The following is a 24,019-nucleotide window of genomic DNA, read 5'->3' on the forward strand; positions in this document are numbered from 1 at the left end:
GGGGCGTATCCAGATCTTCCAGTAGCCGGACAAGGGCTCTGGCTTCGGCAAAACAAGGCAGGGTCTCGCAGGCCAGAAGATCGGGCCCGGCTGAAACCAGTGTTTTCAATCTCTCTTTGTGAAAATCAACCAGTTCATCTTCACTTATGCTGTACTTGCCGGTGTATTCTGACCTGTCCGCCAGAAAGGCTCCATAGGGCCCCACAGACGCAGCCACCAGGGGTTTAAGCCGGTTGACCCGGTTGACAGGATCAGCCCAGAAAGCATCCACGATGTTTTTTGCCAGCGTAACAGCAGAGCGGATAAGATTTTTGACCTGTTCCGGGGTGTAGCCCCGGCGCGCCAGACCCTGGAATGTGGCCTGGTAGCTTGCCGTAATCAGACAGTCCGCACCGGCATGAAGATAGTCGCTATGAACTGCTGCAATCATGTCAGGATTGTCTGCCAGAAGCCGAGCCGACCACAGCGGATCATCAAGATTGCACCCCCGGCGCTCAAGCTCCGTGCCGAGCCCCCCGTCAATGATCAGATATTTCTGCTGTTCAAGATACGCGCGGATAACATCGACCACGGTCTTATTTTCTCCTCTGCCCTTTTCATATTTTGAGATTCACACCCCAAGATTATGAAATCCATGCATGAATTTGAAAAGTAAAAATTTAACCACCTTGACATTTTTGATTCAGACCCAAATTTATGATATATTTTTCAAAGCACCAGGCTATTTTATATGAAAGTCCCAATAAGTTGTTAAGTTTCTTTCATGTTTTGCTGTGAGTTAAGCCTGGGTGTTAATAGACCAGGTCGGCCCATGGCCGTTATTAACAAGGGAGTACCTATTTATGCCAGGCGTATATGAAATTTGTGTCCAAGACCATTTTGCAGCAGCTCATTCCCTGAGGGGCTATGACGGCAACTGCTCAAATCTGCACGGCCATAACTGGGTTGTTGAAGCACACATCCGATGCACCAAACTCAACCAGCTGGGCATGGGCATAGATTTCAGGGATGTTAAAAGTGTGGTCAAGGATGTTTTAAGCAGACTGGATCACACCAATCTTAATGAGATTGCCGAATTTGGATCAATCAATCCCACGGCTGAGAACCTGGCCAAATTTCTCTACTCGGAATTGTCCAGGCGTCTAAACACCGAATTCATCAAGATCCAAAAAATCATGGTATTCGAAAGTCCGAGCTGCGGATCATCCTACCAGGAGATATAGTGTCTTTGGAGATCTGCGAGATTTTTTACAGTCTGCAGGGGGAATCTACCCGTGCGGGCCTTGCCTGCGTCTTCGTCCGGCTGTCCGGGTGCAACCTCTCCTGTTCCTGGTGCGACACCACCTATGCCGCAGTACAACCTGTTTCCATGACCATAGATCAGATCGTGGGCCGGGTGGCGGCCTTTGAATGCCCCATGGTTGAAATTACCGGCGGCGAGCCGTTGATTCAGACCCAGACCCCCGCATTGATATCCGCACTTCTGGAAAAAGGATTTCAGGTGCTTCTGGAAACCAATGGGAGTTTAAGCATTGCATCTGTGGATCCCGCCTGTATTCGCATCATGGATGTCAAATGCCCCTCATCCGGTGAAGCCGGATCATTTCTTTTAGACAACTTCAATCACATGACAGCCCGGGATGAAATTAAATTCGTGGTGGGATCAAGGCAGGACTATGAATATGCCGCATCCTTCATTAAGGCACACCTTGTGAATCATCCCCGAGAGAAGGTACACATCTGCCCGGTTTTCGAAACGATTGAGCTTTCGGACCTGGCTGCATGGATACTTAAAGACAGGTTGGGCGCAAGACTGTCTCTTCAACAACACAAAATCATCTGGGATCCGGATTTAAGAGGAGTATAAACCATGACCAAAAAAGCCGTTGTTCTTTCATCCGGAGGTATTGACTCCACCACTGCCATGGCCATTGCCAGGGACAGGGGGTACGATATTTACAGTTTAAGTTTCAGATATGGCCAGCGCCACAGCGTGGAGTTGGAATGTGCAAAGAAAGTGGCTTGCCACTTGGGAACCATTGATCATAAAATTATCGACATTGACCTGCGCCAATTCGGCGGTTCTGCGCTCACCGATGACATTGCCGTGCCCAAACACGACAACGTGGCGCAGATTGATCAAACCCGGATTCCCATCACCTATGTACCGGCCAGGAACACCATCTTTTTATCCTATGCCATGGCCTGGGCCGAGGTACTTAAAGCCGAAGCCATTTTCATCGGTGTCACAGCCGTGGATTATTCAGGATACCCGGACTGCAGGCCAAAGTTCATTCAAGCCTTCCAGACCATGGCCAATCTGGCCACAAAAACCGGGGTAACAAAACAGACGGTTTTGACCATTGAAACCCCTTTGATCCAAATGTCAAAATCTGAAATAATCACCACTGGAGACAGGTTAGGCGTAGACTACAGTCTGACCATCTCCTGTTATGATCCGGACGACCAAGGCCGTTCCTGCGGCAGATGCGACGCTTGCCTCCACCGTAAAAAAGGATTTAGCGAAGCCGGCATCCCAGATCCGACCCCCTACACATAGTATTTGAACGGCTCGTTAAAGGAAATGTTATATTTCGTTCTTTAACTTAAATTACCATTTAACACTTGACTTTCACCTCTATCCCCATTTATAGCTATAATATCTCTGTTTCAAGTTGGCACAAGTACTTAAGATGCAAATTTTCCAACAGGATTAAAATGGCTTGAAACTTATTTTTTTTATTTCCATTACAGGAGATCGCCAATATGGCTACAGGTACAGTAAAATGGTTTAATGACTCAAAAGGTTTTGGATTTATCGAACAAGATGATGGAGGGAAAGATGTCTTCGTGCATCACTCTGCTATCAATAAACCAGGTTTCAAATCCCTGAAAGAAGGGGAGCGTGTTTCATTCAATATTGAACAAGGTCAGAAAGGTCCTTCTGCAGTAAATGTAACCGCTCTATAGTCAGCGGTATGACCTGTTGAAAAAGTTCCCGGACGGGAAATTGTTTGGGAACTTCCTTCTTTATAACGGCCATGACCTGACGGACACAACAAACAATGAAAGATGTGAGTGATGAGTATTGAGAAAAACAGCCTGTTTTAAATCTCAATACTCAATACTTTCATATAAACAGCCGTGGGCCGACCTGACATATGAACTGCCAGACATAGCCCACAACAAAGCTTGAAAGATCTGAGTAACTTACCCAGACTTTCTTATAAAAATCCATTAATTAAGTATAATCAAACAAATACCAACTTAATGAGTGGAAAATTCTCTTTCGCCTTTGGTTATCTCCTTTTTCTGTAAAGTTGGATTTTAACTTCTATAACATACAGGATGGAAATATGAAAAAATGCGAGTGGAAAATTGTTGATGTCAATGAAAATCATTACGAATCAGAATGTGGCGGGGACTGGTTTTTTTTTGAGGGGATGATAGAAGAGAATCAAATGGAAATATGCCCATTTTGCGGGGAACCAATAAGTGAGATAGAATCAGCACTATAAGCAATTGATTTTTGGGCAATAAAGTACGTTGTTCGGATATTTTTTCACAGCGAGTAAGCACAATGATATCGACTGCCTCCCAGGCCTTTTTCAAAGCATTCAATAACAAAAGCATTGTGGGTAATAACCCATAAGTTCACAGAAAAATGGTTTGAGGAACTGTTGATGCTGTTTATAATGTCACATTCGCAAGTGACGGGTCTTCATTTCAAGGGACAGGATGTGCAACATGGACGGATGGTTATGACAGCTGCCAAGCCACTTCTACCATAAGCGCTAAAAGGTATTAGAAAATCAAAAGATTGGGTGTGTTCTACCTTTTTTATATACCCCCATGTCCTGACGGTACACAACAAACAATGAAACTAAAGCCACTAAAAATGCAGGGCTAAAATGGGCGCCGCAGGCGCTTCGCCCTCTTGTTTCTTATAAAACAGCCATGGGCTGACTTGACCTATCAGCACCCAGGCCCAGCCCACAACGAAGGTTGAAAAATCTGTGTAGGTTACACAGACGTTCTTATAAAAAAAACCAAGATGTGATTTTTCAACTGGTGCTGTTCGGATCAGGGATTTCGCGTTCATGGATGCCCAGCAGGAACAAGAGTCCATCCAGGCCCATGGTGGAAATGGCATTGGCCGCTTTTTCCCGGACAATCGGCTTGGCGTTAAAGGCCACGCCAAGGCCGGCAATGGAAATCATGGGCAGGTCATTGGCCCCGTCACCCACGGCAATGGTCTGCTGGATGGACAGATTTTCTTTTTTTGCAAGTTCGCGCAAAAGGTCTGCCTTTTTCTGTCCATCCACAATGTCGCCGGAAACCCGGCCTGTGACTTCGCCGTTCTCTATTTCAAGGGTATTGGCAAATACATAATCAAACCCCAGGGTCTGTTTAAGATAATTGCCCACAAAGGTAAAACCGCCGGAAAGGATGGCAAGCTTGTAGCCCAGCCCCTTCAGGGTCCGGGTAACAAGATCGGCCCCGTCGGTCAGGGGCAGGGTCCGGGCAAGGTCCTTGATCTTCTCTTCTTTTAATCCTTTGAGCAGGGCCACACGCCGTCTGAAACTTTCCTTGAAATCAATTTCCCCGCGCATGGCGGATTCCGTGATTTTGGCCACCTGATCCCCGACACCGGCCAGTTTTGCCAGTTCATCAATCACCTCGGCCTGGATCAATGTGGAATCCATATCAAACACAACAAGCTTGCGGTTCTTCCGGTAGATATTGTCATCATGAAAGGAGATATCAATACCCAGGTCCTGGGAGATGTGAATGAACCTGCCCTTCATATCCGGTATGCTTCTGGGTGTACCGGACACAGCGAACTGGATACAGGCCATAGGAGGTTCCAAAGGCCTTTTCAGGGATCTGCGGCCGGACATACGGGTAATGGAATCAATGTTGAGATCATGATCGGTAATCACCGAGGAAACAGCTGAAATCTGGGCGGTGGTAATGGCCCGGCCCATGACCGTAATAATCCTGCGCTCCTTGCCCTGGGTCTGGACCCAGGTTTCGTAATCATTAGAATCCACAGGCACAACATCTACGGCCAGTCCCATCTTATGCCCTTCAAAAATCAGATCCTTGAACATCAGGGAAAAATCCTGGGAACATGGAATATGCACCAGCATGCCAAGGGAGATATGTTCATGAATTACAGCCTGTCCAATATCCAGAATGCTCACCTGATACTGCGCAAGGATGGTTGAAATTCGCGCTGTAAGACCTTTTTGATCCTTGCCCGTAATGCTGATAAGAACAATGTCCCCCATAATCTATCCCCTATCGTATAAGTATTTGCACCATGCGCTGCCGGGTCTAATTTATAGCCTTGCCGTCCGAATCTGTAAAGTGGTTTCGGGCCATCTGCCGGACCAGATCTTCCAGGGTCTTTTTCTGATTAAGGGCCGGGTCATCCAGCACCTGCTCAAATAAAAAAGCTTTAACCTTTCCAATGGCCGGCCCCTGGGACAGGCCCAGAATGTCCTGGATGTCCCGGCCTGAAATGTCAAGGTCATTCATATTAAATGGCGTCTGTGCATTAATGGCGTCCAGTATTTTGCCCAGACGCAGGCGGATGTCCCCGAGAGAGTATGGCTTTTTGACGGGATTCAGATTGCCTTTTTTGTCGGCAATGCGCATGCGTAAAAAATCCTGGTAGGACAAGTTTAGGTCATCCAGCATGGCCAGAAGCCTGCGCACCGCTTTCGGGGAGGTATCTGCTTTCAAAGGACGCATGTGCCCCCGAACCAGGGCGTAGATATAGTCTATGTCCTTTTTGGAAAACCGGAGGCGCTCAAGGTCGGCCATCATCGCCCGGGTGCACTTCTGATGTCCCGGGAAAGTATTCCGGCCTTCCTTGATTTCCAGCGCATCCATTTTCCCTGTGTCATGAAGAAAACCTGCCAGCCTCAGTATGGGCCTGGATGCCGGCAGGGCATCTCCAACCAGAAGGTTATGCTCAAATACGGTTTCGGCGTGGTGGGGACCGCCGTCCAGCCCATAGCACCGGTCAAGGCTCGGCAAAATGTGCGCAAGAAGACCTGTATCATAAAGCAGATTAAAAAACCCCGAAGGTTTGTCCATACCCATTGCCTTGACAATTTCCCTTTGAATCCGGTCTGCGCTCCATTGGACAGTAAGTTTATGGACACGGGCACGGATGGCATCAAAGGCGTCCGGCTCAATTTTAAACCCGAAACGGGCAGCAAACCGGCAGGCCCTGACCATACGAACGGGGTCTTCTTCGATCCGATCAAACGGATCCCGGGTGAACCGAATCGTCCTGTTCTCAATGTCCTTTTGTCCATGAAAGGGGTCTGCCAGGGTCCGGGTTTCGGGGTCCCAGGCCATGCTGTTGATGGTGAGATCCCGGCGGCCAAGGTCGCTGGTCGGAAAGGTATGCCCGGCACCCACAGCTTTGCTGTCTGCGGGTCTGCAGGTCGCTACCTCCACCTTGTTGACCAGGGTCACGGCAAAGGATTTTCCCACATATTTAGAATCCTGGTCGGCAAACAGCCTGGCCAGGTCTTGGGGCAGGGCATTGGTCAGAATATCCACATCCCCGGGCACTATGCCCAAAAGGGCGTCCCGGACGGCTCCTCCGGCCAGAAAGGCTTGAAAGCCTCCGGTCCAAAGCGTTTCAAGGATGGAGGAGACGGGATTACTCGCCTGGATGGTGTCCAGGATGTCGAAAACTGAACGCATGAAAAATATTTTCTCACTCGACCATCGAGTTTTAATAGATCCCGAATACAGGCGACCCGCACCCGGGACATTTATTGGTCTGGGTTAGAAAATTTTCTACTGAATAGCCAAATCGTTTGACAACAGTCCGGCCACAAGTTGAACAGCAGGTGTTTTCCCTGGCACCGGGCACATTGCCGGTGTACACATGAAACAGTCCGGCTGAAAGTCCAATATCGCAGGCTTTTTCAAGGGTCTCCACAGGTGTCGGCCCCGTCTGGGTCAACTGAAATGCCGGATGAAACCGGGATAGATGCCAGGGGGTCGAAGGCCCCAATTCCCCGGCAATGAAGGAAGCCATCTGTCGAAGTTCGTTGGGATCGTCATTAAGTCCCGGGATCAGCAGGGTGGTGACCTCCACCATGATGCCTAAATCCACCATGGTCTTCAGCGTCTGTTTAACCGGTTCCAGCCGCCCGTTGCAATACCGGGTGTAAAACCCGTCAGAAAAAGATTTAAGATCCACATTGGCCACATCAATCACTGCGGCGGAGGCCTGCAGCAGTTTAGGACTCATAAATCCGTTGGTAACAAGGATATTGGCCAGCCCTGCCTCCTTGGCCAGCATTGCCGTATCCAGGACCAGCTCAAAAAAAACCGTGGGTTCGGTATAGGTGTAGGCGATACTTTGGCATCCTTGTTCCACAGCCTTTGCGACAATCGCTTCCGGCGTCATTGCCTTACCGGCAAGGCGGCCTGAAAAAGGGTCTTCACCCCGGTCACGGACCTGGGAGATATCCGCATTCTGGCAGAACCGGCACTTAAAATTGCATCCGGGCGCGGCAATGGAAAAGGAGAGCGAGCCGGGTTTGAAATGAAAAATGGGTTTTTTTTCAATAGGGTCCACGGCGGCTGCAACCACCCGGTCATACACCAGGGAAAAGAGCTGGCCATCCAGGTTCTTCCGGACACCACAAACGCCGGTATGTCCCGGCGCAATAGTGCAATAATGATTGCAGGCCAGACATTTCACCGCACCATCAGACAGGGGTTCATAAAGACGGGCACGTATCATTCTTTTATTTTGAATCCTAACGCCAGGCCTGCGGCCGGCTCATTGATTTTACGATTCCTGGTTTTCAGGACCAGGGGGCGGGTGCGAAACTTAGGCACAGGTTTGATGCGCATACCAATAAAACTGCCCCAGTAAGACCACTGGATAAAGCGAAGACTCTCCAGTTTCGAGATCAGACTTCCGGACAGAAATGGGAATTGTACGGTTGTCCGCCATTTTACCGGTACTTTTCCCAATATGGAGTTCATCATGATTTTCAACTCCCACACACTAAAAAAATGGGCATGACTGTACATATCCGGAAAAAAGAAACCTTTCAGCCGCCGGGCCATATTCTGGGGGGCATACCGGTTATGGACACCGATGACCACCTGTTCCCGGGCCACCCGGCAGGCCTCTTCAATGGCCTTGGCCGGCCGGTTTGAAAATTCAAGACTGAAAAATAGCAATGCCGTATCAAAAGAATTATCGTCAAAGGGCAGATCCTCGGCCGTACCCCGGTGCAGGTCAACGCGATGTCCGAGCCGTTCAGCAGCCTTGTCCAGCATATACGCGGAAGGGTCAATACCGGTCAGATTCATGCCCAGATCCACAAAAGGTTCAAGACTTAACCCCGTGCCGCACCCAATGTCCAAAAGGCGCTTACCCGGCATGGGGCTAATCAGGGAGCTGATCAGTTTGATTTCAAGGTCAAGGCGGTGCCTGGCCCCGCCTTTTTCAAAAAAGGCATCATAGGCCTGGGCCGCCTTGAAATCAAATTCATATGACATGGTCAGGCCTCTTCATCCAAAAGGGTAAATATTCAACGGCCATGTTACAAAACCAGCCCTTTTTCTCCGGGATCTTAAATCAACGATATTAACATAACGCAATCTTGGAAAAAAGCAATCAAACCCGCAAAAAAAACAGTTAAATAATTGAATTATAAGTATTTTGCAAGCGGATGAAAATTGTTATAGCAGTTGATGCAACAGACACGCCGCCAAAACGGTCCTCTTATTCATCGGCGTCAGGCTGTTTCCTTTTTTTATACCAGTCATACCCCTTATACAGCGTGTCCATGCATACCGGACAGATACCGTGGGTAAAGGTCAGATGGGAGTGGGTCTCAAAATAACTGTCCACATCATTCCAAAAGCCCTTATCATCCCGGATTTTTTTGCAGTGTGAACACATGGGCAAAAGGCCGCGCAGGGTTTTAAGTTCGATATGGGTTTTAATGCGGGCCAGAAGTTCAGCCGAATGAAAGGGTTTTGTTACATAATCCACCCCGCCCACATCAAACCCTTTTACAATATCCTGGGCATCAGACTTGGCCGTTAAAAAAATCACCGGAATATTACGGGTGGAAAATTCGGCCTTCAATTTTTCACAAACCTCATACCCATCCATCTCGGGCATCATGACATCTAAAAGGATCAGATCCGGTAATTCTGATTTTACAAACGTCAGGGCCTGGGCCCCGCTCTGGGCCATGGCAACTTCATATCCGTTATTGGAAAGCAGCTTCCCAAGGAACTGAAGATTCTGAGGTTTGTCATCAACTGTCAAAATGAGACTTTTATTGACCATTGCGATGCTCCAGGATTAAATCTTATATATTAATTACACTTACAGGATCCGCAGCACCCCGAATCGCAGCCCCCGCTTTTGGTTCCACAGCTGCCGGCCGGGGGCTCCAGTCCGGTTTCAGCAATGCTGATATCAAAAACAAGGGTTTTTCCGGCCAGAAAATGATTCACGTCCATGGTGACATTTGTCTCGTTTATACTTGCTATGCGCGCAGGAACCGGTTGGCCTGCAGGATTCTGAAGCTGAAGCTCAAGCCCTTCTGTCAGGGACATATCCTGGGGGAACTGGGCCCTTGGGATCTCGACCATGGCCTCCTCGTCTCTTGGGCCGTATCCCATTTCAGGCGGAATGGTTACGGTTTTTGATTCCCCTTTTTTCATACCGATGACGGCTTGGTCAAAGCCTTTGATCAGCATGCCTGTATCAACGGTGAAGGTCAGCGGCTGCCTGCCTTCGGAAGAGTCGAACACATCCCCGTTTTCAAATTTTCCTGTATAATCCACAGCAATGGTATCCCCTGATTTAATCGCTTCGCTCATAGCGCTTTTCCTTCGAGCCGGTGGCTGTTCCGGCTGTTATGTTGGTTTTCCGGAACCTTTGCCCGGAAAATTATAACCATCCTTTTTTTAAGTATGGTTTAGACAAAACAAACTGAAATCATAAGATAAAAATGGAAAAATGTCCAAAAGTATTTTAAATTTTGATATTTTCTGTTGAGTGAGATGTGGTATAGTCAGACAGAAATTAATAAGATTAAAATAAGGATAATAACATGGAACTTTTGAAAATCATTACGGCCATTATTCTTCCACCGGTGGGTGTGTTTTTCCAGGTCGGCATTGGAATGCACTTCTGGTTGAATATTCTTCTAACCCTTCTTGGCTATATTCCGGGTATTGTGCATGCCATTTGGGTAATAGCCAAAAACAAATGATTTTTGTGAGATCCTTGTTATCCCATGGTTATCCCATGAACGGATAATCGTAATTTTTGGGGGGTACCAGGGTCTCCTTGATGGTCCGGGGTGATGTCCAGCGGATCAGGTTCAGATAGGACCCGGCTTTATCGTTGGTACCGCTTTTGCGGGCCCCGCCAAAGGGCTGCTGGCCGACCACGGCGCCTGTGGGTTTATCATTAATGTAAAAGTTGCCGGCGGTGTGGGTCAAGCGGTTCATCAGGATATTGATCGCTGCGCGATCCCTGGCAAAAACAGCACCGGTCAGGGCATATGGACTTGTATTGTTCAGGATCTCCAGGGTCGCGTCAAACTCATTATCCGCATAGAGATACACAGTAAGTACCGGCCCGAATATCTCTTCGGCCATGGATTCATAGTCCGGTATTTTGGCCAGAATCACCGTGGGATGAACAAAATAGCCCTTGGACTTGTCCCGCTGACCGCCGATGATCACTTCAGCATCCGACGATTCCTGTGCCCGTGAAATGTACCCGTCAATTTTATCGAAGGATTTTTCGTCAATCACGGCATTCACAAAGTTTGTGAAATCAGTCACAGAACCCACCTTGATTTCAGCTATTTTTTCTTTGAGCTGATCCTGGACCGCGGGCCACAGAGAGGCCGGAACATAGAGACGGGAACATGCAGAGCATTTCTGGCCCTGGAACTCAAAGGCGCCGCGGATGATGCCTGTGACAAGCTCATCCACATCCGCACTGGCATGGGCAAAGATATAACCCTTACCGCCGGTTTCACCCACGATTTTGGGATAGGAAACATAGGTTTCAATATTTTCGGCCGCTTTTTTCCAAAGATTCTGGAAGACAGCCGTGGACCCGGTAAAGTGCATGCCGGCAAAATCCTGGTGGGTGAACAGGATATCGCCGATCTGGGAACCGCGGCCCGGAATAAAGTTGATAACGCCGCCGGGAAGGCCGGCTTCCTTAAGGATCTGCATGACATAGTAGTTGGACAAAACAGCCGTGGTGGAAGGCTTCCACACAACGGTGTTCCCCATCATCGCCGGTGAGGTGGGCAGGTTACCGGCTATGGCTGTAAAATTAAATGGGGTCAGCGCAAACACAAACCCTTCCAGGGGACGGTATTCCAGTCGGTTGTAAACGCCTTTTTCGCTAAACGGCTGATTGGCATAGATTTCTGCCATATAACTGACATTGAAGCGCAAAAAATCCACCAGCTCGCAGGTGGCGTCAATTTCGGCCTGAAATGCGTTTTTGGACTGACCCAACATGGTTGCAGCATTAATCTTGGCCGAATATTTCCGGGAAATCAAATCTGCGGTCTTCAGAAAGATTGCCGCACGCTCCTGCCAGGCCATGGTCTCCCAGGCCGCTTTTGCAGACAAGGCTGCATCGACAGCAGCCTTGATCTCTTTTTCGCCTGCCATATGTACTCTACCCAACACATGACCGTGGTCATCAGGGCAGACCACATCACGGACATCACCGGTTTTAATCTCTTCGCCGTTGATAATCAGCGGAATTTCCACCTGGTCTGCCATCTGGCGGCCAAGCGCTGCGGACAATGCCCCACGTTCCGGACTGCCCGGCGCATACATCTTGACAGGTTCATTATAGGGTTTAGGAATAATAAATATGCTGTTTGTCATTTCATCTCTCCTTTCCGGAACAAGGCTGCTTTATAAATCGTGAATTTTTAAATTACAATGCTTTGGACAGGTTTTAGCGTAGTCTTGTAAAAAAAGGTGGACAAGAGTTCTCCAAAGTTGAGAAAGTTTTATTTCCAAGTAAAATTTTCATATCAACAGAAGGAGAACTCTATGGAAACAATAAAGCGTATTTTATCTCAAATGTCCATCTCTAAACTGCAACAGAAATTCTTGTTGATCTTGTTTTCAACGATTATGATCCTCCGGGGCCGGATGAACTACCGCAACATTGAGTCGTTACAGCGTTCTCCATGAAAAAGTTTTTCAAGGAATTTCAAAAAGCCATTTGATTTTAACGATTTAAAAAATACGCCTCAATACAAAGAACTGATAAACTACGGTGTCATTAACGCATGAATTTGTCCGAACTATTGAATTTATTGAGTCAATCAACTAAAATCTGACAGCTAATATATCTTGACAGAATAAGTGCCGATCCTGTAAGAAGGAAGCATTTGCACCAGCATCAAGGAGATTTTATGTTAACGAAATCATTGGATATTGTATCAAACGCTGCCGACAAGGAGACAAGGATGAGGGCGGTTGTTTGATCCATGTTATATTAGAACCCAAACCGTCCTATTTTAAGTTAAAACTTTTTAACTTACTCCTTTTTCCCCTGCAGAATTCAAAATTGAATCTCTGCTGTTCTCATTTTCTTTTCTGTCGGCAGCGACACTTAATTAAAATTATATCGCAGTAATTGCAGCCAGGGGCTGGTCTGTGCGGTAGCCCTGTAAACCAAAATCGAAGACAGGCAGGATATAACAATGAGCAACAAAGATTCATTACAACAAGACAATAATTTTAAATATCTCTCCCATTTGGGCTGGTCATCCCATTTCCAGACACAGCTGAAAAGTTTTAACAAAAATTCTTTTTTTACGGCCCGGGTAACCGGGGTCAGGAAAAGATATTTTTTTATCAATGACGGCAAAAAAGAGATCCTGGCAACCCCGGCCGGCAAACTTCAACAGGAGAACAGCAGCACATACCCGGTGGTCGGCGACTGGGTGTTGGTCAGACAAACCGCTATAGAAGGGATATTGTCGCGAAAAAATGCCCTGACCCGAGGCGCTGCAGGCATGCATAGCCGAAAAACAGGCGAATACCGGGAACAGACAATCGCGGCCAATCTTGACAGCGTATTCATAGTGACCGGACTTGACCGGGATTTTAACCTGCGCCGCCTGGAGCGCTACCTGACCCTGGTCTATAATTGCGGGCTGACCCCGGTAATTATCCTGACAAAGGCGGATCTTCACCAGGATCCCCAACATTTTGTAAACGAAGCGGAATCCATCGCATTCGGTGTGCCCGTACATCTGGTATCTGCGTTCAATGATTCAGGACTTTCCGAGTTGACGCCCTATCTGGTCCATGGGCGGACCAGCGTCATGGTCGGATCTTCCGGCACAGGCAAATCAACCCTGATCAACCGGCTGTGCGGTGAAAACGTCCAGGCCACCGGTGAGGTTAGCGCCAGTGTGGGAAAAGGAACGCACACCACCACGTCCCGGGATCTGATCATGATGCCCCAGGGCGGAATGATCATTGACAATCCGGGCATCCGTGAAATCAGTTTCTGGGATATTGACCAGGGGGTTGAATCTACCTTCCCGGAAATAGAAGAGTTCGCTGCCGGATGCCGTTTTTCAGACTGCACCCACGCCCACGAACCGGGCTGCCGGGTTCTCCAAGCCGTCCAGGAAGGAGAGTTGACCGAAGCCAGACTGGAAAACTACCTTAAAATGAAACGAGAGCTGGAATATATCTCCGCCCGAAAAAACAAAAGCGCAGATCGTGTGGAAAAGGAGAGATGGAGAGATGTATCCATGAATATCAAATCCATAAACAAAAAAAAGTCGCTTTAAGCCCTTTCTGTTAAGCGTAAAGCAGGGATTAATGTTTTAATCCCTGCCTAAATAAAGCACGATTTGACATTTAACGAGAACCTCTTTAAATTATTTTCGATGGTCATTCTATGATTCCAGATTTAATCAGACCAGATTGGAATTGAAACATAGTTATATCGGTGGATATTATAGGATGACCACCACTGCTTTCTTTAGACAAACAGAAATATTATTTACCCAATAGTTATATTAGTTGAATAGAATATCCAATAGTAATATGAGTGGTTATTTTAATAAAAAACTCTTGACATCCACAAACGCCCTTCTTATCATAGCTGCATGTGACTCATTTCAATCTTACAAAAGGAAGGAACAATAGAATTGGGTAAAATTTTAAACTGGATTTGGGCAAAGCTAATTCAAACATTGATCAATCTGATTCAGCGTATCCCAACATCTAAATCAAACAGGAGCGGTAACGACCAAATCATACACACCAACACCACTATTCAACTAACCCAAATCAACATTTACCGTAAATAGAATAAACCCTTGCCAAAAGACCTCCGATAAAGTTATGAAAGGAAGGTTAATTATATCTATTTCACATTTTATTTATTATTCTGAATTTCAAGCCAAGAGGCTTTCTATATGAAAAAACAAAATTTGTTCACAGGGGATCCTTTCGTAGATAACGGTTTTCTTGCTAAGAGCTATCTTAAAGATATTTCCAATGAACCCCAAACAGACCTTGATCTAATTAACCGCGCCTGCGACATTTACGTTGACAGATGGAGTGCAAAAATCAACGCGCTTTTTCTGAATTCAAAGGTGACACAACCGGCATTCAAGCCACCGCAAAAAAAAGAGAAGACATACGAATTCTATCAGAATCTGGGTACATCTTCAGCAGACGCCACAGGCTATTGCAGAACCTGCGGCAGTCAAGGCGCACTTTTCAAGGCGGGCAGGGATGTATTTTGCCTAACCGGTTCCGGTGACTATGCCAATTTTCACCACGGACATGAACCGGGAATTATGGTCTGTAAGGAATGCTTAATCAATCTTTTCTTTTTGCCTCTCAGCGTTCTCCAGATGGGAGGGCGTTTGGCTTTACTGCAGCTGAACAGTCCCGAGATAAAAGCCTATTGGAAAGAAAAAACGGTTGCAACCAATCTTACGGCAATTGGCATTGGAAGCAGCGATTCAATTTTAAGATCCGAGTATGCCAACCCCAAGAACGCCCTTTTTAATCTTGCAAAGGAAATTATTGACACAACAAATGCAGACCAGGGAGGACAATTCGTTGAACTATATCATTTCACCAATTTCGGGGCATCCCCCGATTGTGAGATATACAGACTGCCGGCACCCGTTTTTACCTTTTTAAATAATGTACTCCGTTATTATAAAAAAGACTGGTACGACTTTGTTCGCATCTATTACAGGATTTCCGGGGCGTCCTGGCAGGACGAGACCGATTCCTGGCAGAAAAACAAACAAGGGGATGGCCCCCTTGATGAATCAGAATACCTGAACAATCCCAACCTGATTTATGAAAAATTGCTGGCCGGGGAATCCATTATCAGCTTTTTTGGAGGCTATGCCAGGCGCAGGTACCTGAAAAATTTGCCCGGCGTCCATAAATTTATTGTCCGAGTCTACATAGAGGAGGTGATGCAGATGGAAAAAGAAAGAATCGATGTGATTAAACGGGTGGCCGACACCATCCTTGACATGGCAAGGGAAGAGGATGCTGTCAATAAATACCTGACTAAAATCCAAGGCCCCCAAAATGCCTACGAATTAAGAAGCGTAATTGTCTGGATGGTCAAACGGCACAACAAGCTGCATCCTGAGCAACCCGCCCTGATCACCCTTGATGAGTACCTGGACTATCTTTTCCCCCCGGGACAGTTTTGGAGCGAAATCAGGGACCTTATGCTGATTTATCTATACCAGCGCCTCCATGAAGAAAACATCCGGATAGAAGAAGCCTCCGACAACGCAGATAATGCTTAACAAATCAATATCAGGAATATGATAAGGAGATAACTATTTATGACTACCATCCAAGGATTAATGTTGATTGATGTGGATGTTGCCGCCCTGAATAATGCCGGAAATGCAGATGCATCAACCCTGGAAAACGCCGTTGCCGCCAAAAAGATAACAAAAAATCGCAGAACATATGCCTATGTGTCAGGGCAGGCATGGCGGTATTGGTGGAGAGAAAGCCTTGTGAAAAATTTTTCCTGGCAGATGTCCCCGGTCACGCGGGATAAAAAGATAGCCTACACAGATGCCGACCCGGCTGTATATCCGGATGACGATCTTTTCGGATATATGCGGGCCGCAAAAAAGGAAGTCGTTGATCCCGAAACAGGAAAAACAAAAAAAGAGAACATCACCTTGACCCGGGTTTCACCGTTAAAAAATTCAGCCTTAATTGCAACGGCCGGTACCGGCATCGCCCAGAACTTCTCGTCCATGACCAGGAGTGACGGAGACCCCATTCCCTACGGTAAAGACGAATACTGTGCCGTAATGAAAGGACAGTTTTCCATTGATATCGACCAGGTAGGCACATTCTCAAGTCAGAATAAAAGCGGCTTTATGAATATTAATGAAACCATGTCAAAAATTGCACTGGAAAACGGGGCGACAGAGGTGGAAGATCCGCTGGTTAAAGATGCCAAGGGCAATCCCCTGAAACTGATCCGGATTCCTGACCCGGTAAGACAACAAAGAATATCAGATGCCGTTAAAGCCTTGGGCTATCTGTCAGGCGGCGCCAAACAGGCAACCAACATGGCAGATGTCACCCCGAAACTCATCATCCTGACAAAATTCAAAAGCGGGAACCATCCGTTCTCATCCATCATTCAGGAAAACACAGGTCCCGGCAACCAGACGATCTTTTCAATCAAGGCGCTTAAGGAAATCCTTTCCGATTATAAAGATCAGTTTGACGGAAAACTTTTTATAGGTATTCGATCAGGATTCCTTGATGAACTCAAGCTTGAAACGGAATTGGAAAAACTGGTTTCCGAAAATGAAAACATTTCCTGCGGTTCCATTATGCAGGCCATTAACGCCTTTCTTGAAACCTTTACCCTTTAAGGTTGAGCCATGACAACCACTATTTACAGAATCCATCTGACCTGCTGGACAACATCGTTCAGATACCCGAATCTCATCAGCGGAACCCAGCCTACCCTGCCGGTGCCGCCCCTGAGTACTCTGAACGGGTTGATATCTGCGGCCATGGGGCACCCTTTCACGATTTCAGATAAAGAAAAGTTTGGATTTTTCTTTACCTATGAAAGCAGAGGGGTGGATCTTGAGACGATATATCAAATGGGCCAGAAGCTGAGCGGAATAAAACAAAATGTCCTGAAACGGGAATTTTTAATTGATGGTTCTCTTTTCCTTTACACTTCGCAAGAAATAATAGCACGGGCATTTGAAGCCCCTCATTTTCAAATGATTCTGGGACGGTCAGGGGATCTGGCCTCGGTCAGGGAAATCAAACAACTGGCTTCTGTCATGGAAAAGGATGAGATTGAGAAAATAAAAGGGACTCTGGTACCGTTTAACAAGCCCCATGCAAAAGAGGCGTCGTGCTATTACCTTGCCGCGCCCATCCAGGCACTTCCCAGATCCTTTGATAACAGTCTGCCGCGAAGAAATCTCGGGACGGCTCCTTTTTATATTCTTGATAAAAATCATCACCAAAGAACCCCTTTACAGGCAAAAGGCATTTACGATGACGACCTTGACATCGACATCTTCTGGCAGTGATCAAATCAAGTTTCCATGGGGAAAATCAGATGGTTCGTCCCTGACAGAGCACATCAGGAGCTGCCTTGTTATTTTCAGCGCCTTAAGAGACTGTATCCCGTCGTTAACCCAGACGTCACAATCTGAAAATTTCTGGAAATTGCTTTTCTGGGCTATTTGCCTCCATGACGTTGGCAAACTCCACCCTGAATTTCAAAACGTGTTGAAGAACATAAAAAACCTCTGGATAAGACAACGGCATGAGCTATATTCCGTTCCATTTACAGAACTTTTTAATCCGGGCACATTCACGGAAGATGAGCTGATTTTAATCCGGCAAGCGATTTTGGCCCATCACAAAGACTTTCAGAGTCTGGGTGAAAAATTCAAGGATAAACGATTGCTTGAAATGGAGTTTGATGAGGAAAGGAAATATCAAAAACTGGGGTATCACCCTGAAAACTTCTTAATGGGGGTTGAACGAATTATCGCTGATGAAGGTTTTCAGCTCTTTCTTAAAGATATAGAGGCCTTTTCAAAAAGCCATGGGTTTGCAGCATCATTATCAACGGACACAGTTAAACATTGCTTTTCCGAGGCACACCCCTTTCAGGCCATTGCAAAATCTTATCGCAAGTCAACCCCTGACACAGATATTTACTGGCAGCAAATGATGCTCTGGGGCGCATTAAAACTTTGTGATCACTACGGCTCAGCAGGTATTGAAAAACTCCACAACCTGGAAAATTCCCATTTTAAATTTCTGTACCAGATCAAAGAAACCTACGGAGCCTTATATTATCACCAGCACAGTTGCGGAGCCACCCATGCCAATCTGATCCTGGTTGCACCGACAGGCTCGGGAAAAACAGAAGCGGCCATGGCCTGGCTAAAAAATCAGATAAAAAGCGAACAGGGAAGAGCTTACTATATTCTGCCATATACCGCATCCATCAATGCCATGCATGCCCGTTTGACAGAACAGATGGCATCGCCAGAAGAAAGTCCCATCGTTGGCGTCCAGCACGGCAAGCTCACAGATTATCTCTACAACTTCCTTGAAATCGAACACCAAATAGAACCTTCACAATTAGAAGTTATTGCGGATCAATACCGGAAAATCATCACCCCTTTAAAAATCATTACGCCGTTTCAGATTCTAAAATTCGGATACGGGGTAAAAGGATTTGAAACAGGGCTGGCCCATTTAAGCGGCGCAAAACTCATCTTTGATGAAATCCATGCGTATGATGCCAGAACATTTGCCCAAATCAATATTTTCCTTCAATACCTGATCCGCCACCTCGGTTGTAAGGTAATGATCATGACGGCAACCATGCCCGGATTTATGCTGGATATTCTCAAAAAGACCCTTGGTGTCAAATGTGAAATCCGGGCGGATAAACAGTTCCTTGAACGAAAGCCACGGCATGCCGTTATTTTGCTGGAGGATTCTATCTGGGACCATCTTGAAAAAATTGAGCAGGAACTTAATGATCCCCAGAAAAAAGTTCTGGTGGTATGCAATACTGTGGCCCAGGCTCAAAAAGTATACGAAGAATTGTCGTCATTGTTAATGGCTGACGAAAGGGTAATTCTTCACAGCCGTTTCACCGGCAGAGACCGGCAGACGAAAGAAAAAAAGATATTCAACGACAAAACAAGGCTGCTTGTCGGAACCCAGGCCATTGAGGTCAGCCTGGATATTGATTTTGATGTCATGTACACAGAACCGGCACCAATAGACCGGCTGCTCCAAAGATTTGGAAGAATTAACAGAAGATATAAAAAGCCTCCCTGTCCGATTTATGTCTTTTCCCAAGGGGGAGAAAATGATCATTGGATATACCCGGATAACTTGGTTGATGCCACATTGGCATGTTTGAAACAGATCAGCCATATCCATGAAAAAGAGATCCAAACATTAATGGACAAGGTATACGATGGCTGGCCTGAAAAAGAACAAAAAGAATTTGACGAAACCAGCAAGATGTTCGAATTCGCCCTGAGCATGCTTGCCCCCTTTTCAAAACACAGGGAAACAGAAGAAAAATTTTACGAACAATTTACCGGGGTCCAGGTGCTGCCCGCATCTCTTTTCCAGGAATACCAGTCATTCATCCAGAAAAGAGATTTCATTAAAGCAGACCGCCTCCTGGTCGGTCTCCAGCTTTCAGGTTTCAGCCAACTCTATTCAAATGGTCAGATCCTGTACCGGCGTATCCCCTTATTCAACAAAAAGGATAAAGAAGAAAACCATTGGATATCGGTTGCCCAGTGCAGGTATGACGATGATATCGGTATGACAAATGAATTTGAGCCATTTTGCGACGATAATTTCCTAGATTGACGGACAAAGAATCTTTTAAAAGGAGGCATCTTGCCGTGCGTATCAAAATAACAGCCACAACAGACCGGCCCGCATCCTTTCCATTTAATTACCAATATCCGCTTCAGGCTGCCATTTACTCCCTGATTCGGGAATCTTCATCGGATTATTCAACATTTCTCCACGAACAGGGTTATATTAAGGACGGCATTGACCGGGTATTTAAATTTTTTACTTTTTCAAAGCTTAAATTCAGCCCTAAACTGAGGGGAAAAACCGGATTTGACAATGTCCGCCAAATTGAATTCATTTTTTCAACCATCGTGGAAGAGAGCCTGCGCCACATGATTTTAGGTATCTTTTCGGACCGGGAAATGCATCTTAGGATAAACGGCAAGGGACTTAAGCTGACCATCGTCAATGTGGATGTTCTGGAAGAGCTTGTGTTTTCAGGCAAGGAAAAATTCATCTGCCTTTCTCCCATTGCCGTGTCAACCATGATTGAAAATCATAAAGGCAGAAGGGTGCCTCATTTTCTCAATTATATGGTCCCACGGGAAAGGGACCGGTTTGCTGAAAATATAAAAAACAACCTGGTGAACAAATATGAGACCCTTCATAATGCCTCTTATGATAATAGGGAACATCCTTTCTCCTTCCACTTTGACCCGATTTATATTTCAAAGAAGAACGGGACTATCTCCAAACTGATCAGTTTTAAAAACGACATCAAAATCAAGGCCATGGAAGCCCCTTTTACTGTGGAAGCAGATCCGGACCTGATTAAAATCGGGTACGAATGCGGATGGGGAGAAAAAAACAGCGCCGGATTCGGCTGCACTGAGCCAATAAGGGCGTAAAACAGGTGGAAGCACTCGATTACACAGGAACCCAGGTGAACTATTTTTTTGTCTGCCGTCGCAAACTGTGGCTGTTCACCCGGGATATAAGGTTTGAAAATGAGAATGAGTATGTCCAGTTGGGCCGCCTCATAGACGAGTATTCCTATCCCAGGAAGAAAAAGCAAATCGAAATCGGTAACTTAAAAATTGATTTTCTGGACAGCAAGCAGGGCATCATCCACGAGGTGAAAAAATCGCCAAAAATAGAAAAAGCGCATATCTGGCAGGTGAAATATTATCTGTACTGGCTTAAATCCCATGGCGTTGAACATATAACAGGGGAAATTGATTATCCCAAACTGAAGAAAAAGGAAGTTATATCCCTGACTGACGACGATCTTAAGGTATTTGAAGACATTTTTGCTCAAATGAAAATCGTCCTTGCGCAGGCTATTCCCCCGGAAACCATTAACAGGCCCATTTGTAAAAAATGCGCTTATTTTGAATTCTGCTATGCTTAGGAACTTTCCATGAAACAACCTTTATATTTATTCACAAACTCCACGGTAAAACGAAAGGATAATACCCTTCGCATCGAAACCAGTGAAGACAAAATCGACAGGCCCATTGAAACCTTAAGCGAAATTTACCTGTTCGGAGAGCACTCACTGAATACCAAACTGCTCAATTTCCTTTCCCAGAATAAAGTCCCGGTCCACATTTTTAACTACTATGGCTTTTATTCCGGAACCTTTTTCCCAAGGGAGGTATACTTATCCGGTCACGTGACCGTTCAGCAGGCAGCCCATTACCTTGATCCGGAAAAAAGGATGACCATTGCCCATAAATTCATTGATGCCGGTGCATCCAATATTCTCTCCAATCTGGGGTATTATAAAAACAGGGGCCGGGAGATAGAAAAACAAATTGACAGTATCAAAACCTTAAAAAAACAGCTTGCCCTTGCTCCTGGCCCCATGGAACTTATGGGCTTGGAGGGCAACATCCGTGACCTTTACTACTCTGCATTCAACAGTATCATAAAGCAGGATTATGATTTCGAAAAAAGAGTCTACCATCCCCCGGATAATTTTATGAATGCCATCATCTCATTCGCAAATTCCCTTGTTTACACAACAGTGCTGTCCGAAATCTACAGAACCCAACTGGATCCCACGATCAGCTTTCTTCATGAACCGGGTTACAGAAGGTACTCCCTGGCTCTGGACCTGGCTGAAATTTTTAAGCCCATATTGGCGGACCGGCTTATATTTACCATGCTTAACAAAGGGGAATTATCCGAAAACGATGCAGACCAAAATCTAAACCACTGTTATCTTAAGGATACCGGGCGGAAAGCATTCTTACGGAAATACGATGAACGACTGCGAAAAACAATTAAGCATAAAACCCTGAACAAACAGGTTTCCTACAAACGCTTAATCCGTCTGGATTGCTACAAACTGGTCAAGCACATTCTCGGGGAAGCCAAGTACTCGGGCTTTAAAATGTGGTGGTAATATGTATATCATAGCCATATATGATATCAATACCGAGACCCATGAAGGCCGCCGGGCTCTCAACAAGATTTTCAAGCTGATGAAAAAATATCTGATTCATATCCAAAAATCGGTTTTTGAAGGAGAATTAACAAAGGCCCAGTTCCAAAAAATGAAGCTGGAGGTGATGCAAATTGTTGATCCGGATTGTGATTCCGTTATATATTTCTCAAGCAGAGACAGCCGATGGCTGGACAAAGAAGTTCATGGTCTCGGTAAAGACACCACAGACAATTTTATTTAACAGACTCTGCTCTTTGACAATTTGTAAAATTTCATTTTCCGTCGTTCTCCCGGGAAAAAAACGATATCCCCAATCGACGGAAAAAATTAGACGAAACTTAATATAACCATCTGAAAAGATGTAGTTACCAAATGCCTTTTAATCAGACCAATGTGGAATTGAAACAGAGAAGCCCACCAGCGATATCAAATTGATCAGCGTCTTTTAATCAGACCAATGTGGAATTGAAACCAAAAAAGGTTGCATAATGTTTGACGGAACCGGGTTGACTTTTAATCAGACCAATGTGGAATTGAAACAGGTTTTGCCTATTGACACTTCTGCAACTCCATGCGGCTTTTAATCAGACCAATGTGGAATTGAAACAAACAGTCCTGCGAACAACAGCTGTTGCCCCTGAAACTTTTAATCAGACCAATGTGGAATTGAAACTTGATAGCATACGCAAAATCGGCAAGTGTCTCCGCACTTTTAATCAGACCAATGTGGAATTGAAACCAAAAACGATTTTTGGACAAGCAGGCAAGCCCCGACTTTTAATCAGACCAATGTGGAATTGAAACCTCAAATACATTATTTTATTCTCTATAGTTACAACAGCTTTTAATCAGACCAATGTGGAATTGAAACATACCTGTGCGAAACGTGATAATTCTTTTCCATTTCCTTTTAATCAGACCAATGTGGAATTGAAACTCATTAATGGCTAAGAAATATTCTATTTGATGATCTCTTTTAATCAGACCAATGTGGAATTGAAACTACATTATAAAATCAGGGTCAATGTCAATCGTAATTACTTTTAATCAGACCAATGTGGAATTGAAACCCGAATTTACTGGGGTTATCATGTGAATTGTCTCATCTTTTAATCAGACCAATGTGGAATTGAAACCAATTAATTCTAATTCTTTTATGCTATGTAGTAGTTCTTTTAATCAGACCAATGTGGAATTGAAACATATCATTTAAGGCAAAGATATAATCATAATCATGTCTTTTAATCAGACCAATGTGGAATTGAAACCATAATAGTTATAGGATAATTATTGTATTCAAGCCGGCTTTTAATCAGACCAATGTGGAATTGAAACAGACTCGCCAACAGCGATAACGTCGGAATTAGATGACTTTTAATCAGACCAATGTGGAATTGAAACTTTATCAAAAACACGATAATATTTACCTTTAGTCAGTAATGTCCGGTTAGGTTTTTGCATATACTAAAAAATGTTGTTTTTTGTGCTTTTTTGGTAAAATTTTGATAGATTGGTGCAAGAATTGCGTATAAAATTTTAGATAATTCAGTCTATTTTATAACAATTTTGTTTTTTTAAGATCGTTGTGATTCATTGTTTTACCTAAAAATGGCTACATGCAAGAACCTAACCGGACACTACTGA

General features: G+C 45.4%; 23 protein-coding genes and 1 CRISPR repeat array. Of the genes, 15 read left to right on the top strand and 8 right to left on the bottom strand.

Going from position 1 to position 24,019, the window contains the following annotated elements; genetic code table 11:
- Positions 1-571: homocysteine S-methyltransferase (gene mmuM / locus B3D59_RS10480; protein ID WP_286819610.1), on the bottom strand; the 571-nt coding region annotated here is incomplete at its 3' end.
- A gap of 271 nt (positions 572-842) precedes the next feature.
- On the opposite strand from mmuM, the gene queD reads away from it, so the two are divergent.
- From queD to B3D59_RS10505, 5 genes are all read left to right on the top strand, one after another.
- On the top strand, positions 843-1,223 hold the full coding sequence (gene queD / locus B3D59_RS10485; RefSeq protein ID WP_286819611.1) for a 6-carboxytetrahydropterin synthase QueD: 381 nt from the start codon (positions 843-845) through the stop codon (positions 1,221-1,223).
- Complete coding sequence (locus B3D59_RS10490; protein WP_286819613.1) at positions 1,223-1,867, top strand: 7-carboxy-7-deazaguanine synthase QueE; 645 nt, start codon at positions 1,223-1,225, stop codon at positions 1,865-1,867. Before queD ends, B3D59_RS10490 begins: the two co-directional genes overlap by 1 nt.
- A gap of 3 nt (positions 1,868-1,870) precedes the next feature.
- Complete coding sequence (gene queC / locus B3D59_RS10495) at positions 1,871-2,560, top strand: 7-cyano-7-deazaguanine synthase QueC (protein WP_286819616.1); 690 nt, start codon at positions 1,871-1,873, stop codon at positions 2,558-2,560.
- Between the two features lie 206 nt (positions 2,561-2,766).
- Positions 2,767-2,970, top strand: coding sequence for a cold-shock protein (locus tag B3D59_RS10500; protein WP_004070748.1), 204 nt, complete (start codon positions 2,767-2,769; stop codon positions 2,968-2,970).
- A 386-nt stretch (positions 2,971-3,356) separates the two neighbouring features.
- The gene (locus B3D59_RS10505; RefSeq protein WP_286819617.1) at positions 3,357-3,518 is read left to right on the top strand and encodes a hypothetical protein; all 162 of its coding nucleotides are present in this window, start codon (positions 3,357-3,359) and stop codon (positions 3,516-3,518) included.
- A gap of 546 nt (positions 3,519-4,064) precedes the next feature.
- Here B3D59_RS10505 and serB read toward each other — a convergent pair.
- From serB to B3D59_RS10535, 6 genes are all read right to left on the bottom strand, one after another.
- Positions 4,065-5,294, bottom strand: a complete 1,230-nt coding sequence (gene serB / locus B3D59_RS10510; RefSeq protein ID WP_286819618.1) for a phosphoserine phosphatase SerB — start codon at positions 5,292-5,294, stop codon at positions 4,065-4,067.
- 46 nt (positions 5,295-5,340) lie between these two features.
- Complete coding sequence (locus tag B3D59_RS10515) at positions 5,341-6,729, bottom strand: CCA tRNA nucleotidyltransferase (RefSeq protein WP_286819619.1); 1,389 nt, start codon at positions 6,727-6,729, stop codon at positions 5,341-5,343.
- A 31-nt stretch (positions 6,730-6,760) separates the two neighbouring features.
- On the bottom strand, positions 6,761-7,783 hold the full coding sequence (gene amrS, locus B3D59_RS10520) for an AmmeMemoRadiSam system radical SAM enzyme (RefSeq protein WP_286819620.1): 1,023 nt from the start codon (positions 7,781-7,783) through the stop codon (positions 6,761-6,763).
- A complete protein-coding gene (locus B3D59_RS10525; protein ID WP_286819621.1) occupies positions 7,780-8,553 on the bottom strand; it encodes a class I SAM-dependent methyltransferase in 774 nt (257 codons plus the stop codon). Before B3D59_RS10525 ends, amrS begins: the two co-directional genes overlap by 4 nt.
- A 226-nt stretch (positions 8,554-8,779) precedes the next feature.
- Positions 8,780-9,355: a response regulator gene (locus tag B3D59_RS10530; protein ID WP_286819622.1), complete on the bottom strand. Its 576-nt coding sequence runs from the start codon at positions 9,353-9,355 to the stop codon at positions 8,780-8,782.
- A 29-nt stretch (positions 9,356-9,384) separates the two neighbouring features.
- Complete coding sequence (locus B3D59_RS10535; RefSeq protein WP_286819624.1) at positions 9,385-9,894, bottom strand: FKBP-type peptidyl-prolyl cis-trans isomerase; 510 nt, start codon at positions 9,892-9,894, stop codon at positions 9,385-9,387.
- Positions 9,895-10,127: 233 nt separating this feature from the next.
- Here B3D59_RS10535 and B3D59_RS10540 point away from each other — a divergent pair, with 233 nt between their 5' ends.
- Complete coding sequence (locus B3D59_RS10540) at positions 10,128-10,289, top strand: YqaE/Pmp3 family membrane protein (protein WP_286819625.1); 162 nt, start codon at positions 10,128-10,130, stop codon at positions 10,287-10,289.
- Between the two features lie 28 nt (positions 10,290-10,317).
- On the opposite strand, the gene pruA is transcribed toward B3D59_RS10540, so the two are convergent.
- Positions 10,318-11,943 carry an L-glutamate gamma-semialdehyde dehydrogenase gene (gene pruA, locus B3D59_RS10545; RefSeq protein ID WP_286819626.1) on the bottom strand — a complete coding sequence of 542 codons (1,626 nt, stop codon included), beginning with the start codon at positions 11,941-11,943 and terminating at the stop codon, positions 10,318-10,320.
- A gap of 830 nt (positions 11,944-12,773) precedes the next feature.
- On the opposite strand from pruA, the gene rsgA reads away from it, so the two are divergent.
- From rsgA to cas2, 9 genes are all read left to right on the top strand, one after another.
- A complete protein-coding gene (gene rsgA / locus B3D59_RS10550; protein WP_286819627.1) occupies positions 12,774-13,877 on the top strand; it encodes a ribosome small subunit-dependent GTPase A in 1,104 nt (367 codons plus the stop codon).
- 633 nt (positions 13,878-14,510) lie between these two features.
- Positions 14,511-15,881 (top strand): type I-B CRISPR-associated protein Cas8b1/Cst1, encoded by a 1,371-nt coding sequence (cas8a1, locus tag B3D59_RS10555; protein ID WP_286819628.1) that lies wholly within the window; start codon positions 14,511-14,513, stop codon positions 15,879-15,881.
- 39 nt (positions 15,882-15,920) lie between these two features.
- Positions 15,921-16,982, top strand: coding sequence for a type I-B CRISPR-associated protein Cas7/Cst2/DevR (gene cas7i / locus B3D59_RS10560; protein ID WP_286819630.1), 1,062 nt, complete (start codon positions 15,921-15,923; stop codon positions 16,980-16,982).
- 9 nt (positions 16,983-16,991) lie between these two features.
- Entirely contained in the window at positions 16,992-17,663 is a 672-nt protein-coding gene (gene cas5b / locus B3D59_RS10565; RefSeq protein WP_286819631.1) for a type I-B CRISPR-associated protein Cas5b, read from the top strand.
- Complete coding sequence (cas3, locus tag B3D59_RS10570; protein WP_286819632.1) at positions 17,629-19,992, top strand: CRISPR-associated helicase Cas3'; 2,364 nt, start codon at positions 17,629-17,631, stop codon at positions 19,990-19,992. The genes cas5b and cas3 overlap by 35 nt, the downstream gene beginning before the upstream one ends.
- Positions 19,993-20,027: 35 nt before the next feature.
- Positions 20,028-20,831, top strand: a complete 804-nt coding sequence (gene cas6, locus B3D59_RS10575) for a CRISPR-associated endoribonuclease Cas6 (protein WP_286819633.1) — start codon at positions 20,028-20,030, stop codon at positions 20,829-20,831.
- Between the two features lie 5 nt (positions 20,832-20,836).
- Entirely contained in the window at positions 20,837-21,334 is a 498-nt protein-coding gene (cas4, locus tag B3D59_RS10580; protein ID WP_286819634.1) for a CRISPR-associated protein Cas4, read from the top strand.
- Positions 21,335-21,343: 9 nt separating this feature from the next.
- On the top strand, positions 21,344-22,333 hold the full coding sequence (gene cas1b, locus B3D59_RS10585; protein ID WP_286819636.1) for a type I-B CRISPR-associated endonuclease Cas1b: 990 nt from the start codon (positions 21,344-21,346) through the stop codon (positions 22,331-22,333).
- Position 22,334: 1 nt separating this feature from the next.
- Complete coding sequence (cas2, locus tag B3D59_RS10590; RefSeq protein WP_286819637.1) at positions 22,335-22,616, top strand: CRISPR-associated endonuclease Cas2; 282 nt, start codon at positions 22,335-22,337, stop codon at positions 22,614-22,616.
- Positions 22,617-22,751: 135 nt separating this feature from the next.
- Positions 22,752-23,776: a CRISPR direct-repeat array (repeat unit 30 nt; unit sequence CTTTTAATCAGACCAATGTGGAATTGAAAC).
- The last annotated feature ends 243 nt before the right edge of the window (positions 23,777-24,019 follow it).

This window comes from Desulfobacter sp. UBA2225, from assembly GCF_002348205.1.
Classification (GTDB): domain Bacteria; phylum Desulfobacterota; class Desulfobacteria; order Desulfobacterales; family Desulfobacteraceae; genus Desulfobacter; species Desulfobacter postgatei.

Coding starts and splice junctions, on each gene's coding strand:
- queD (WP_286819611.1), top strand. CDS start 843: ATGCCAGGCGTATATGAAATTTGTGTCCAAGACCATTTTGCAGCAGCT.
- queC (WP_286819616.1), top strand. CDS start 1,871: ATGACCAAAAAAGCCGTTGTTCTTTCATCCGGAGGTATTGACTCCACC.
- B3D59_RS10500 (WP_004070748.1), top strand. CDS start 2,767: ATGGCTACAGGTACAGTAAAATGGTTTAATGACTCAAAAGGTTTTGGA.
- B3D59_RS10505 (WP_286819617.1), top strand. CDS start 3,357: ATGAAAAAATGCGAGTGGAAAATTGTTGATGTCAATGAAAATCATTAC.
- serB (WP_286819618.1), bottom strand. CDS start 5,294: ATGGGGGACATTGTTCTTATCAGCATTACGGGCAAGGATCAAAAAGGT.
- B3D59_RS10515 (WP_286819619.1), bottom strand. CDS start 6,729: ATGCGTTCAGTTTTCGACATCCTGGACACCATCCAGGCGAGTAATCCC.
- amrS (WP_286819620.1), bottom strand. CDS start 7,783: ATGATACGTGCCCGTCTTTATGAACCCCTGTCTGATGGTGCGGTGAAA.
- B3D59_RS10525 (WP_286819621.1), bottom strand. CDS start 8,553: ATGTCATATGAATTTGATTTCAAGGCGGCCCAGGCCTATGATGCCTTT.
- B3D59_RS10530 (WP_286819622.1), bottom strand. CDS start 9,355: ATGGTCAATAAAAGTCTCATTTTGACAGTTGATGACAAACCTCAGAAT.
- B3D59_RS10535 (WP_286819624.1), bottom strand. CDS start 9,894: ATGAGCGAAGCGATTAAATCAGGGGATACCATTGCTGTGGATTATACA.
- B3D59_RS10540 (WP_286819625.1), top strand. CDS start 10,128: ATGGAACTTTTGAAAATCATTACGGCCATTATTCTTCCACCGGTGGGT.
- pruA (WP_286819626.1), bottom strand. CDS start 11,943: ATGACAAACAGCATATTTATTATTCCTAAACCCTATAATGAACCTGTC.
- rsgA (WP_286819627.1), top strand. CDS start 12,774: ATGAGCAACAAAGATTCATTACAACAAGACAATAATTTTAAATATCTC.
- cas8a1 (WP_286819628.1), top strand. CDS start 14,511: ATGAAAAAACAAAATTTGTTCACAGGGGATCCTTTCGTAGATAACGGT.
- cas7i (WP_286819630.1), top strand. CDS start 15,921: ATGACTACCATCCAAGGATTAATGTTGATTGATGTGGATGTTGCCGCC.
- cas5b (WP_286819631.1), top strand. CDS start 16,992: ATGACAACCACTATTTACAGAATCCATCTGACCTGCTGGACAACATCG.
- cas3 (WP_286819632.1), top strand. CDS start 17,629: ATGACGACCTTGACATCGACATCTTCTGGCAGTGATCAAATCAAGTTT.
- cas1b (WP_286819636.1), top strand. CDS start 21,344: ATGAAACAACCTTTATATTTATTCACAAACTCCACGGTAAAACGAAAG.
- cas2 (WP_286819637.1), top strand. CDS start 22,335: ATGTATATCATAGCCATATATGATATCAATACCGAGACCCATGAAGGC.